Source organism: Streptomyces sp. NBC_00239 (assembly GCF_036194065.1).
Lineage (GTDB): Bacteria > Actinomycetota > Actinomycetes > Streptomycetales > Streptomycetaceae > Streptomyces.
In genome coordinates, this window is record NZ_CP108095.1 from 3,478,449 (window position 1) to 3,490,742 (window position 12,294).

Here is a 12,294-nt window from a genome sequence, read left to right on the forward strand (position 1 = left end):
GTCACCCGCACCCCCGCGCGCCGCGCCGACACCCTGAGAGGGACCCGGCCGGGCGCACACCTTCCGCCGACTGGCCGACAATGATCGGGTGAACGACCTCGCCGACCCCGCCGGCCTCTCCGACCCCTCCGGACCGGCCGCCCTCGCCGCCCTGCGTACCGACGAGGGCCGGGCCCTGCTCGCCGCGCTCCGCGACCACGACCCCGCGCAGGAGCTCGCGACCGCCACCCGGCTGCGCCGCGAGCACCCCGCCGCCCTCGTCTCCGCCGCGCTCGGCATGGCCCGGCTGCGGCAGCGGGCGGTGGCGAAGTTCGGCGCCGAGGACGCCTACCGGATGTACTTCACGCCCAACGGCGTGGAGCAGGCCACCCGCGCCTCGGTGGCCGCGTACCGGGCCGGACGGCTGGCCGCGCTCGGCGTCCGCAGCCTCGCCGACCTCTGTTCCGGCATCGGCGGGGACGCCCTGGCGCTGGCCCGCGCCGGCATCCGGGTGCTGGCCGTGGACCGCGATCCGCTGACCGCCGCGGTGGCCCGCGCCAACGCGGAGGAGCTCGGTCTCGACCACCTGATCGAAGTGCGCGAGGCGGACGTCACCGAGATCGACACGAGCGGCTACGACGCGGTGTTCCTGGACCCGGCGCGGCGCGGCGGACGCGGCCGGATCTTCGACCCGGAGGCCTACTCGCCGCCGCTCTCGTGGGCCGTCGGGGCGGCCCGTACGGCGACGTACGCGGCCATCAAGATCGCGCCGGGCATCCCGCACGAGGCGGTGCCCCCCGAGGCGGAGGCCGAGTGGATCTCGGACGGCGGCGACGTGAAGGAGGCGGTGCTCTGGTTCGGGACCGCGCCCGGCACGATCCGCGCGACCCTGCTCCCGCAGGGCGTCTCGCTGGCGACCTCCGACCCGCTGCCCGACCCCGAGCCGGGCCCGGTGGGCCGCTACCTGTACGAGCCGGACGGCGCCGTGATCCGCGCCCACCTGGTCGCCGAGGCCGCCGCGGAGCTGGAGGGCCGGCTGATCGACCCGACCATCGCGTACATCACCGCCGACACGCTGCGCCCGACCCCGTACGCGACCGCGTACGAGATCACCGACGTGCTGCCCTTCAACCTGAAGAAGCTCAAGGCGCTGCTGCGCGAGCGCGAGGTGGGTGTGCTCACCGTCAAGAAGCGCGGCTCGGCGATCGAGCCGGAGGAACTCCGCCGGAAGGTCAAGCTCCAGGGCCGCAACTCCGCCACGGTCTTCCTCACCCGGGTGGCGGGCGCGCCGTCGATGCTGATCGGCGCGCCCGCGACGGCCCCGCGCTAGTCCGACTCGATCGTCTCGACGGACTCGAAGCGCCACCGGTGGACGGGCCGGGTGATCAGGTCGGCGGCGGGTTCGGGGAGCTCTGGCAGCTCCGCCGCCAGGTCCGGGACCCGCCACCAGGTCATCACCAGGACCCGGTCCTGGGGGGCCCGGAAGATCTCGCGCCGGACCGGATCGGCGGCCAGCACCTGGGCGCGGGCCCATTCCAGCAGCTCGTTGCCCCGCCCGGCGGCGGCCCGCGCCTCCCACATCAGCGTGACGGTGACCCCGGCGGTGCTCATGAGTAGAGGTTGTCCTTGCTCAGCTCGTGCACGTGGTCGTGCGCATGGCCGTGGCCGTGCCCGTGGCCGTGCCCCTCACCGTCCCCGTGCCCGTGCGCGGTGCCCGGCACGTGCGGGTCGGTCACCGGCAGCGAGGAGTCCGCCGACAGGTCCCAGTCGGAGGCCGGCCGGTTGCGGGCCACCATCTCGGCTCCGAGCGCCGCCACCATCGCACCGTTGTCCGTGCACAGCTTCGGGCGCGGCACGCGCAGGATGATCCCGGCGTCGTCGCAGCGCTCCTGCGCCAGCGAGCGCAGCCGGGAGTTGGCCGCGACGCCGCCGCCGATCATCAGGTGGTCGACGCCCTCGTCCTTGCAGGCGCGGATCGCCTTGCGGGTGAGCACGTCCACGACGGCCTCCTGGAAGGACGCCGCGACATCGCGCACCGGCACCTCCTCGCCGGCCTTCCGCTTGGCCTCGATCCAGCGGGCCACCGCCGTCTTGAGGCCCGAGAAGGAGAAGTCGTACGCCGCGTCGCGCGGCCCGGTCAGCCCGCGCGGGAAGTGGATGGCGGCGGGGTCGCCCTCCTTGGCGAGCCGGTCGATGACCGGGCCGCCGGGGAAGCCGAGGTCCAGCACCCGGGCGATCTTGTCGAAGGCCTCACCGGCCGCGTCGTCGATGGTCGCGCCCAGCGGCCGTACGTCGCTGGTGATGTCGGGGGCCAGGAGCAGCGAGGAGTGGCCGCCCGAGACCAGCAGGGCCATCGTCGGCTCGGGCAGCGCGCCGTGCTCCAGCTGGTCCACGCAGATGTGCGAGGCGAGGTGGTTCACCCCGTAGAGGGGCTTGCCGAGCGCGTACGCGTACGCCTTCGCGGCGGAGGTGCCGACGAGCAGGGCGCCGGCGAGGCCGGGCCCGGCGGTGACGGCGATGCCGTCGAGGTCGCGGGCGCTGACCCCGGCCTCCTTCAGGGCCCGCTCGATCGTCGGGACCATCGCCTCCAGGTGGGCGCGGGAGGCGACTTCGGGGACCACGCCGCCGAAGCGCGCGTGCTCGTCGACGCTGGAGGCGACCGCGTCCGCGAGCAGGGTGTGGCCGCGGACGATGCCGACGCCGGTCTCGTCGCAGGAGGTCTCGATGCCGAGGACGAGGGGTTCGTCAGCCATGGGTCTCAGTTCCTTGTACGGGGCTCAGGGAGCTTGCGGGGTCGGCGAGGCGCATCACGAGGGCGTCCACGTTGCCGGGCTGGTAATAGCCGCGCCGGAAGCCGATCGGTTCGAAGCCGAACCGCTCGTACAGGCGCTGGGCGCGGGTGTTGTCGACCCGGACCTCCAGCAGCACCTCGGCGCATTCGAAGGCGGTCGCCGCCCTCAGCAGGTCGGTGAGCAGCCGGGCTCCGAGCCCGCTGCCCCACTGGTCACGGGCGGCCGCGATGGTCTGCACGTCGGCGAGGTCGCCGGCGGCGGCCAGTCCGGCGTAGCCGACGAGGCGCCCGCCGCCCGCGGCGGAGTCGCCGTCGGAGACGGTTTCGGCCACCACGTAGCGGCGGGTGGCCCGCGGGCCGCGCGCGTGCGCGAGTTCGGACCAGAACATCCCCGCCGACCAGGCGTCCTCGGGGAAGAGTTCGTGCTCCAGTTCCAGCACCGGTTCGATGTCCCACCAGCGCATCTCGCGGAGCTGCACGTCCGTCACTGGGGAGTGACCACCTTGTAGTTCTTGGGCACCTGGGCGTCCGGGCGGCGCAGGTACAGGGGCTGCGGGGGCAGGAACTCCCCGCCGGACGCGAGCTTTTCGGCGGCGAGGCCGGCCAGGGCCGCCGCCGACTGGTGCTCGGGGCCGCGGGCGTCCGGGAAGACCTCGGGGTACAGCAGCGCGCCGGCGCCGACGGCCGGGAGTCCGGCGACCTGCTCGGCGATGTCGGCGGGGCGGTCCACGGCGGCGTCGGTGAGGCGGGTGCGGGGGTCCGCGTAGCGGGCCCAGTAGACCTCCTTGCGGCGGGCGTCGGTCGCCACCACGAAGGGTCCCTCCACGGGGGCGGCGCCCTCGGCCCGGGCCGCGTACGCGAGTCCGTCGAGGGTGCACAGTCCGTGCACGGGCACGCCGAGCGCGGAGGCGAAGGCCGCGGCCGTCACCAGGCCCACCCGGAGTCCGGTGTAGGGGCCGGGGCCGACCCCGACGACGATGCCGGTCACGGCGTCGAGCGTGAGCCCGGCCTCGGCGAGCACCCGGTCCACGGAGGGGAGCAGCAGCTCTCCGTGCCGGCGGGCGTCCACCTGGTTGGCCTCGGCGACGACGGACCGGCCGTCGTGGAGGGCGACGGTGACGGCGGGTGTGGCGGTATCCATTGCGAGCAAGAGCACGCGAACAGCCTACGACTCCGGGGGCTCGCGCAATGGCGGGCCGGTGGTCCGCGAGCCTGCTGCTACCGTCACCACAGGGGTTTCAGGGGGACCCCGGAAGGCGACGCGAGAGGCGGAACAGGGTGGCACGCAGCAGCTCGGGAATCGTGGTCGGGCTCACCGCCGCGGCCCTCGCCGTGGTGGGCTTCCTCGGCTACCAGGCTTCCGCGACCGCCCCCGAACCGGCGACTTCCGTCAAGGTGCCGGGCGGCGCCTCCCCCAGCGTGGCGGCGAAGCCGCCGACCGGGCTGAAGAACCCGCCGGTGCCCGCCAACTCCGGCACCGGCGTACGGGTCGTGTACTCGGTCGGCGCCAAGCAGGTCTGGCTGGTCGGCGAGCCGGGCAAGAAGATCCGTACCTTCGCGGTGGCGCCGAGCACGGTGAGCCCGACCCCGGGCTCGTACCTCGTCGGCTCCCGCGCGGGCACCACCACCGGCTCGGACGGCGCCCCGGTCGAGCACGTGGTGCGCTTCGCCCGGGTCAACGGCGTGACCGTCGGTTTCAGCGCCAGGGTGGACGGCTCGCTGCCGGATCCGGACCCGCGCAAGAAGACCGGCGGCATCCGCATGACGCGGGCCGACGGCGACGCGATGTGGACCTTCGCGACGATCAACTCGAAGATCGTCGTCGTCCCGTAACCACAGCCGCCGTCCTGCCACAGCCCTGGCCGCAGCCACAGACGCAGCCGTCACCGCAGCGACCGTCGTCGTCCCGGCGGTCCGGGGCGGTCCGCTACGCGGCTTCGGAGGCCGGGTCCGCGAGCGCGGCGGCCGAGGGCGGGCGCCGTGCGCTGCCGGGTGGCGTGGAGACCGCCGTGGCAGCGGCGCACGAGGCCAGCAGGTCGTGTACGGACAGCCCGGACGCCACCGCAGCGGGCCGGGCCCGCTGCGGCGACGCCGGGACGGGGGGTTGGACTTCTTCGCGCTCTGGTGCCGGCATGGCTGCCTCCTGGGCCCGGAAGCCGTGGTTAGGCACACCTAACCAGGTCTCGCTACCATGTGACCACGTCGCGCGCCGCCGACGCAACAGCTTGCCGACAACTTGTCGGAATCGCCACGGAAGCCTGTGAAAGACCACCGGGGGCGACGCGCCACGGGCCACGGCCCCGGGACGAGCGCCACGGGCTACGGCAGCCGGAGTTCCGTCAGCTGCCCGTCCGCCCAGCGGGCGCCGATCCCCGTCAGCCGGACCGTCCGCACGTCGTCGAGGACCTCCTCGTGGCCGACCGCGCGGGCGATCACCACGTGCAGCCGGTCGTCCGACAGCTCCTCGACCTTGCCGTCGCCCCACTCCACGACGATCACGGAGTCGGGCAGCGACACGTCGAGGTCCAGGTCCTCCATCTCGTCGAGCCCGCCGCCGAGGCGGTACGCGTCGACGTGCACCAGCGGCGGGCCGTCCACCAGCGACGGGTGCACCCGCGCGATCACGAAGGTCGGGGAGGTGACGGCCCCGCGCACGCCGAGCCCCTCGCCGAGGCCGCGGGTCAGGGTGGTCTTGCCGGCGCCCAGCTCGCCGGTCAGCAGGACGAGGTCGCCGGGGCGCAGCAGCCCGGCGAGCTGCCTCCCGAGGTCCTGCATCCGCTCCGGGGAGCCGACGGTCATCTGTACGGTGCTCTGCTCGCCGGCCTCAGGGAGCCGGGTGTGCGGTGCTGCTTCCATACGCGCCAACGTTAGCCGCTGCGGCCCCCGCCCCGGCGCGCGCCAGCAGCTCGGCCAGCTTGCCGGTGACCGTCTCGGGGTACTCCAGCATCACCAGGTGCCCGGCGTCCGGTATGACGAGCAGATCGGCGTCGGGCAGCTGTCCGGCGATGGTCTCGCTGTGCGCGCTGGGCGTGATGAGGTCCTTGGCCCCGGCCACGACCAGGACCGGGAGCTGCGCGAAGACGGCCAGCTCGGCCGTCTTGTCGTGCTCCTCGAAGGCCGGGTAGAACTCGGCGACCACGTCGATCGGGGTGGACTCGATGAGCCGCTCCGCGAACCGCGCGACCGCCGGGTCCACGTCCGGCGACCCGAACGAGTACCGCTTGACCATGCCCGTGAAGAGGTCCGCCGTGGCCCGGCGCCCGCGCTCCACGAGGTCCACCTCGGAGCCCAGCGCCCGCAGCACTCCGGGCAGCACCCGGCGCACCAGCCCCATCCCGGCGGCCGGCAGCCCGTACGTGACCTCGCCGAGCCGCCCGCTGGACGTGCCGACGAAGGCGACGCCCGCCACCCGCTCGCGCACCAGCTCGGGGAACTGCGCGCCCAGCGCCATGACCGTCATGCCGCCCATGGAGTGCCCGACGAGGACCAGCGGTCCCTCCGGGGCCACCGCGTCGAGGACGGTCTTCAGATCGCGGCCGAGCCGGTCGATGGTGACCGGCTCGCCGTCGGCCTGCGCCAGCCCGCGATCGGAGCGGCCGTGGCTGCGCTGGTCCCAGTAGACCGCGCGGACCGCGCCGCGCAGCGCCGCCCGCTGGAAGTGCCAGGCGTCCTGGTTGAGGCAGTAGCCGTGGCAGAAGACCACGGTGACGGGAGCCGGTTCGGCCTTGCGGCGAAAGCGCCGCCGCTTGCCCGCCGGCGGCTCCTCGGCCTCGTCCACCTCGTAGTACAGCGTGGTGCCGTCGTCGGCGCGCACGGTGCCGGGCGCGCCGCGCAGCGACCCGTAGGGGCCGGTGGCGTCGAGGGCCAGGCGTGCCTTCATCCGTATGCCGCGGCCGACGGTGAGCCGCTCCACCGCGACGCCCGCCGCCGCGCCGGCGGCGATGACGCCGATCGCGGCGCCGGCCAGTCCGGCTCTGCGCCAGTTCTCGCTCACGACACCTCACTCGGGTGGTCGGTCGGTCGATCGATCGGAAAGGTCAGCGGGTCAAGTGTCCAGCAGCGCGCCACAGCGGTGGTGCAGCGGATCCGTTCGGTTTGGTCCGGTTCCGTTCGGGCTCGGTCAGATCCCGCTCAAATCCGGCGCGGGGCGGGCCGGTCCTGTCACGCGTTGAGGTAGACGCGCGGGACGCGCCCGCCGATCCGCGTGACGATCTCGTACGCGATGGTGTCCGAGGCCCGCGCCCAGTCCTCGGCCGTGGGCTCGCCGGCGTCGCCGGGCCCGAAGAGCACCGCCTCGTCGCCCGCGCGCACCGGGTCGGAGCCAACCTCGACGACGAACTGGTCCATCGCGACCCGGCCGGCCACGGTCCGCATCGCCCCGCCGACCAGTACCGGGCCGCGGCCGGAGGCGTGCCGCGGCACGCCGTCCGCGTACCCGACCGGGATCAGCGCGAGCCGGGTCTCGCCCTCGGTGACGTGGTGGTGTCCGTAGCTGACGCCGTGGCCGGCCGGGACGGCCTTGACCAGGGCGACCGAGGCCCGCAGGGTCATCGCGGGCCGCAGCCCGAGCTGGGCGGGCGTGCCCAGTTCCGGAGCGGGCGAGACCCCGTAGACGCCCAGGCCGGTGCGGACGAGGTCGAAGTGGCTCTCGGGCAGCGTCAGGGTCGCCGGGGAGTTGGCGATGTGTCGGACCTCCGGCTCCAGGCCCTCCTTCTCGGCGTGGCCGACCATGTCCCGGAAGAGCGCCAGCTGCGCCTGGATCGAGGGATGGCCCGGCTCGTCGGCGCAGGCGAAGTGCGACCACACGCCGGTGACCTGCACGGTTCCCTCGGCCTGGGCGGCGAGAGCGGCGCCCACCAGCTCGGGCCAGTCGGCGGGCTGGCAGCCGTTGCGGCCGAGGCCGGTGTCGGCCTTCAGCTGGACGCGGGCGGGGCGGCCGGCGGCCCGCGCGGCGGCGCGCACCTCCTGCAGGGCCCACATCCCGCTGACGCCGACGTCGATGCCCTCGTCCACGGCCCGCCGCCAGGGCCCGCCGGGGGTCCACAGCCAGCACATGATGCGCGCGTCGATGCCGGCCTCGCGGAGTGCGAACGCCTCCTCGGGAGTGGCGGTGCCCAGCCACGTGGCGCCGGCCTCCAGGGCGGCGCGCGCGCAGGGGACCGCGCCGTGGCCGTACGCGTCGGACTTCACCACGGCCATCAGCTGGGACCGCGGCGCCCGGTCGCGCAACGCGCGCACGTTGTGCCGTACGGCGGCCAGATCGATCTCGGCGCGTACGCGCGGCAGCGGCGGTGTCTCATTCATCCGGCCCAGTCTCTCAGAGCCCCACCCCCACCCCTCGCAACCACCCCACCCCCGCATCCGGCCACCGTCCCCCTGCCGCACACACGAAACGGCCCCGCCGGGCGCTTGCGGACATCCAGCCTCGCCGGCGTTTGAGGCGGGCACTGGGACAACTTCCAGCCTCGCCGGCGTTTGAGGCGGGCGCTGGGACAACTTCCAGCCTCGCCGGCGTTTGAGGCGGGCGCTGGGACAACTTCCAGCCTCGCCGGCGTTTGAGGCGCGGGGTTTGGGGCGGAGCCCCAAGACTGCAACCCGGCTGACGCCGGGCACCGGGCTCCGCCCGGACCCGCTCCTCAAACGCCGGCGGGGCTGGGTATTGCCGCCGAGGCAGGGGGTTGCCCTTCGGGCAGCCGGCAAGGCCGGAGGTCGCCCCTCGCCCAGCCGGTCAGGCTGAGCCGCGCCACGGCCCCGCCGGGCCGGCGGTGGTGGCCCGTCAGGAGGTCAGGGTGTCGCGCCAGGCCGCGGGGAGGGCGAGGGCGACCTCATGGGCGGTGGCGGGCGCGGACCGGGCCGCGTACCGCCCCGCGAGCCCGTGGACGTACGCCGCCACCGACCCCGCGTCGACCACCCCCAGCCCCGCCGCCAGCAACCCGCCCGCGAGCCCCGACAGCACGTCCCCGCTGCCGGCCGTCGCCAGCCACGGCGTCCCGGTCGGGTTCACCCGTACGGGCGACTCCCCCGGCCCGGCCACCAGCGTCGTGGACCCCTTGAGCAGCACGGCCGCCCCGAACCGCCCGGCCAGCTCCCGTACGGACGCCAGCCGCGCCGACTCGACCTCGGTCCGCGCCACGCCCAGCAGCGCCGCGGCCTCCCCGGCGTGCGGGGTCAGCAGGGTCGGCGCGGCCCGCGCCCGCAGCGCCTGCGGGTCCAGCCCGCGCAGCCCGTCGGCGTCGATCAGCAGCGGCACGTCCGCGTCGAGCAGCTCCGCCACCTCGCCGCGCCCCTCCCCCAGGCCCGGCCCGACCACCCAGGCCTGTACCCGGCCCGCCTTCCCGGGCGGCCCGCCGTGCACGAGGGATTCGGGGTAGCGCGCCAGCACCTCGGCGCCCGCCGGGCCCACGTAGCGCACCGCCCCGGCCCCGCCGCGCAGCGCGCCCGCCACCGCGAGCACGGCCGCGCCGGGATAGCGGGCCGAGCCCGCGGCCACCCCGACCACCCCGCGCCGGTACTTGTCGCTGGCCGCCCCCGGCACCGGCAGGCGGGCCGCCACGTCCGCGTGCCGGAGCGTCTCCAGCACCGGCGGGCCCGGGAACGACAGCCCGATGTCGACCAGCCGCACCGCCCCGGCCCGGCCGGCGCCCGGGTCCACCAGCAGCCCCGGCTTGTACGCGCCGAAGGTGACCGTGACGTCGGCGGCGACGGCCGGGCCGGCCACTTCGCCGGTGTCCGCGTCCACCCCGCTCGGCAGGTCCACCGCGACCACCCGCGCCCCGGCGGCCCGCGCCGCGGCGGCCCCGTCCGCGAGCCCGGCCGCGGCCGGCCGCAGCCCGCCGTGCCCGCCGATGCCGAGCAGCCCGTCGAGGACGAGGTCGGCCCGGCCGTCCGGCATCCGGTCGACGACCCGCCCGCCCGCGGCCCGCAGCGCCCGCAGACCGCCCGGATGCATCCGCTGCGGGTCCATCGGCAGGGCCGACACCCGGGCGCCCCGGCGGGCCAGCCGGGCCCCGGCGTACAGGGCGTCGCCCCCGTTGTCGCCGGGCCCCACCAGCAGCACCACCCGCGCGCCGTACACCCGGCCGAGCAGTCCGGCGCAGGCGGCGGCCAGACCGGCCGCGGCCCGCTGCATCAGGGCGCCCTCGGGCAGCCGTGCCATCAGGTCGCGCTCGGCGGCCCGTACGGTCTCCACGCTGTGAGCAGTACGCATGCGGTCAGCCTTCCGCGATCACCACCGCCGACGCCACCCCGGCGTCGTGGCTGAGCGAGATGTGCCAGGACCGCACGCCCAGGGCGGCCGCGCGGGCGGCCACCGTGCCGGACACCCGCAGCCGCGGCTGCCCGCTGTCCTCCACGTACACCTCGGCGTCCGTCCAGAGCAGCCCGGCGGGCGCGCCCAGAGCCTTGGCGAGGGCCTCCTTCGCGGCGAACCGGGCGGCCAGCGAGGCGATCCCGCGCCGCTCGCCGCTCGGCAGGAACAGCTCGTCGTCGAGGAACAGCCGCCTGGCCATGGCGGGCGTACGCTCCATGGCGGCCTCGAACCGGTCGATCTCGGCGACGTCGATGCCCAGCCCGATGATCACTCGCGCAGCCTCTTCCCTCTGTTCGGTCGGATCAGGCGGGCCCGTCCGCCCGCCTCACCGCCCCGTCACTCGACGGTCACGGACTTCGCGAGGTTACGCGGCTGGTCGACCTCGTTGCCGCGCGCGGTGGCCAGCTCGCAGGCGAACACCTGGAGCGGCACCGTCGCCACCAGCGGCTGCAGCAGGGTCGGCGTCGCCGGGATCCGGATGAGGTGGTCGGCGTACGGGACGACCGCCTCGTCGCCCTCCTCCGCGATCACGATGGTCCGCGCGCCGCGGGCCCGGATCTCCTGGATGTTCGACACGATCTTGTCGTGCAGCACCGAGCGCCCGCGCGGCGACGGCACGACCACCACCACCGGGAGGTCCTCCTCGATGAGGGCGATCGGCCCGTGCTTGAGCTCGCCCGCCGCGAAGCCCTCGGCGTGCATGTACGCGAGTTCCTTCAGCTTGAGCGCGCCCTCCAGGGCCACCGGGTAGCCCACGTGCCGGCCGAGGAAGAGCACGGTGTTCTTGTCGGCGAGCGAGCGGGCGAGCGCGCGCACCGGCTCCATCGTCTCCAGGACCTCGTCCACCGCGCCCGCGATGTCGGACAGTTCGCGGATCACCGCCTGGATCTCGTCGCCCCACTTGGTGCCCCGCACCTGGCCGAGGTACAGGGCGACCAGGTAGCAGGCGACCAGCTGGGTCAGGAAGGCCTTGGTCGAGGCTACGGCGACCTCGGGACCCGCGTGCGTGTACAGGACGGCGTCCGACTCCCGGGGAATGGTGGAGCCGTTGGTGTTGCAGACGGCCAGCACCTTGGCGCCCTGCTCGCGGGCGTGCCGCAGCGCCATCAGGGTGTCCATGGTCTCGCCGGACTGCGAGATCGCGATCACCAGGGTGCGCTGGTCGAGGATCGGGTCCCGGTAGCGGAACTCGCTGGCCAGCTCGGTCTCGCAGGGGATCCGCGTCCAGTGCTCGATGGCCAGCTTCGCGATCATCCCCGCGTGGTAGGCGGTGCCGCAGGCGACGATGACGACCTTGTCGACCTCCCTGAGCACCGAGTCGGGGATCCGGACCTCGTCCAGCGTCAGCGAGCCCGCCGCGTCGATCCGGCCCAGCAGGGTGTCGGCGACCGCCTTCGGCTGCTCGGCGATCTCCTTGAGCATGAAGTAGTCGTACCCGCCCTTCTCGGCCGCGGACGCGTCCCAGTCGACGTGGTACGCCCGCACGTCGGCGGGGGCGCCGTCGAAGTCCGTGACGGTGACGCCGTCGCGGCGCAGCTCGACGACCTGGTCCTGGCCCAGTTCGATCGCGGACCGGGTGTGGGCGATGAAGGCGGCCACGTCCGAGGCGAGGAAGGACTCGCCCTCCCCGACGCCCACCACCAGCGGGGAGTTGCGGCGCGCGCCGACCACCACACCGGGCTGGTCGGCGTGTACGGCGACCAGGGTGAAGGCGCCCTCCAGCCGGCGGCACACCTGGCGCATGGCCTCGGCGAGGTCCCCGGTAGAGGAGAAGGCCTCGGCGAGCAGGTGCGAGACGACCTCGGTGTCGGTCTCCGACTCCAGCCGGTGCCCGCGCCCGGCCAACTCGTCGCGCAGGGCGGCGAAGTTCTCGATGATGCCGTTGTGCACGACCGCGACCCGCCCCGAATTGTCGGAGTGCGGATGGGCGTTGGCGTCCGTGGGGCCGCCGTGGGTGGCCCAGCGGGTGTGCCCGATACCGGTCGACCCGGCCGGCAGCGGCCGCCCCACCAGCTCCTTCTCCAGGTTGACGAGCTTGCCGGCCTTCTTGGCGGCGGCGAGCTGACCGTCCGCCAGCACGGCCACGCCCGCCGAGTCGTAGCCCCGGTATTCGAGCCGCTTGAGTCCTGCGATGACGACATCGAGCGCGGATTGCGCTCCCACGTATCCCACGATTCCGCACATGTGCGGCAGCCTACGCCGGACAACGGCCGGT

Annotated in this window: 13 protein-coding genes; 2 read left to right on the plus strand and 11 right to left on the minus strand. The window is 74.8% G+C overall.

Annotated features, from left to right (window positions below; translation table 11 throughout):
* The first annotated feature begins 88 nt into the window (after window positions 1-88).
* Complete coding sequence (locus OG764_RS15115; protein WP_328968952.1) at window positions 89-1,309, plus strand: THUMP-like domain-containing protein; 1,221 nt, start codon at window positions 89-91, stop codon at window positions 1,307-1,309.
* Here OG764_RS15115 and OG764_RS15120 read toward each other — a convergent pair.
* Genes OG764_RS15120 through tsaB form a run of 4 tightly spaced genes read right to left on the minus strand, consistent with a single transcriptional unit; the run spans window position 1,306 to window position 3,926 of the window.
* Window positions 1,306-1,590 (minus strand): hypothetical protein, encoded by a 285-nt coding sequence (locus tag OG764_RS15120; RefSeq protein ID WP_328968953.1) that lies wholly within the window; start codon window positions 1,588-1,590, stop codon window positions 1,306-1,308. The two genes, OG764_RS15115 and OG764_RS15120, sit on opposite strands and share 4 nt — an antisense overlap.
* The gene (gene tsaD / locus OG764_RS15125; protein WP_328968954.1) at window positions 1,587-2,732 is read right to left on the minus strand and encodes a tRNA (adenosine(37)-N6)-threonylcarbamoyltransferase complex transferase subunit TsaD; all 1,146 of its coding nucleotides are present in this window, start codon (window positions 2,730-2,732) and stop codon (window positions 1,587-1,589) included. The genes OG764_RS15120 and tsaD overlap by 4 nt, the downstream gene beginning before the upstream one ends.
* Window positions 2,725-3,234: a ribosomal protein S18-alanine N-acetyltransferase gene (rimI, locus tag OG764_RS15130; protein WP_328973021.1), complete on the minus strand. Its 510-nt coding sequence runs from the start codon at window positions 3,232-3,234 to the stop codon at window positions 2,725-2,727. Before rimI ends, tsaD begins: the two co-directional genes overlap by 8 nt.
* Window positions 3,235-3,254: 20 nt before the next feature.
* Window positions 3,255-3,926, minus strand: a complete 672-nt coding sequence (tsaB, locus tag OG764_RS15135) for a tRNA (adenosine(37)-N6)-threonylcarbamoyltransferase complex dimerization subunit type 1 TsaB (RefSeq protein ID WP_328968955.1) — start codon at window positions 3,924-3,926, stop codon at window positions 3,255-3,257.
* A 122-nt stretch (window positions 3,927-4,048) separates the two neighbouring features.
* Here tsaB and OG764_RS15140 point away from each other — a divergent pair, with 122 nt between their 5' ends.
* A complete protein-coding gene (locus OG764_RS15140; RefSeq protein WP_328968956.1) occupies window positions 4,049-4,603 on the plus strand; it encodes a hypothetical protein in 555 nt (184 codons plus the stop codon).
* A gap of 94 nt (window positions 4,604-4,697) precedes the next feature.
* On the opposite strand, the gene OG764_RS15145 is transcribed toward OG764_RS15140, so the two are convergent.
* The 7 genes from OG764_RS15145 to glmS all read right to left on the minus strand — a co-directional run bounded on the left by OG764_RS15145 (window position 4,698) and on the right by glmS (window position 12,263).
* Window positions 4,698-4,904: a hypothetical protein gene (locus OG764_RS15145; RefSeq protein WP_328968957.1), complete on the minus strand. Its 207-nt coding sequence runs from the start codon at window positions 4,902-4,904 to the stop codon at window positions 4,698-4,700.
* A 185-nt stretch (window positions 4,905-5,089) separates the two neighbouring features.
* Window positions 5,090-5,626, minus strand: coding sequence for a tRNA (adenosine(37)-N6)-threonylcarbamoyltransferase complex ATPase subunit type 1 TsaE (gene tsaE, locus OG764_RS15150; protein WP_328968958.1), 537 nt, complete (start codon window positions 5,624-5,626; stop codon window positions 5,090-5,092).
* Window positions 5,595-6,764, minus strand: a complete 1,170-nt coding sequence (locus OG764_RS15155) for an alpha/beta fold hydrolase (RefSeq protein ID WP_328968959.1) — start codon at window positions 6,762-6,764, stop codon at window positions 5,595-5,597. The genes tsaE and OG764_RS15155 overlap by 32 nt, the downstream gene beginning before the upstream one ends.
* 167 nt (window positions 6,765-6,931) lie before the next feature.
* The gene (gene alr / locus OG764_RS15160; RefSeq protein WP_328968960.1) at window positions 6,932-8,074 is read right to left on the minus strand and encodes an alanine racemase; all 1,143 of its coding nucleotides are present in this window, start codon (window positions 8,072-8,074) and stop codon (window positions 6,932-6,934) included.
* A gap of 472 nt (window positions 8,075-8,546) precedes the next feature.
* The gene (locus OG764_RS15165; protein ID WP_328968961.1) at window positions 8,547-9,977 is read right to left on the minus strand and encodes an NAD(P)H-hydrate dehydratase; all 1,431 of its coding nucleotides are present in this window, start codon (window positions 9,975-9,977) and stop codon (window positions 8,547-8,549) included.
* Window positions 9,978-9,981: 4 nt separating this feature from the next.
* Window positions 9,982-10,350, minus strand: coding sequence for a holo-ACP synthase (locus OG764_RS15170; RefSeq protein ID WP_328968962.1), 369 nt, complete (start codon window positions 10,348-10,350; stop codon window positions 9,982-9,984).
* Window positions 10,351-10,415: 65 nt separating this feature from the next.
* Window positions 10,416-12,263 (minus strand): glutamine--fructose-6-phosphate transaminase (isomerizing), encoded by a 1,848-nt coding sequence (gene glmS, locus OG764_RS15175; protein WP_328968963.1) that lies wholly within the window; start codon window positions 12,261-12,263, stop codon window positions 10,416-10,418.
* Between the last annotated feature and the right edge of the window lie 31 nt (window positions 12,264-12,294).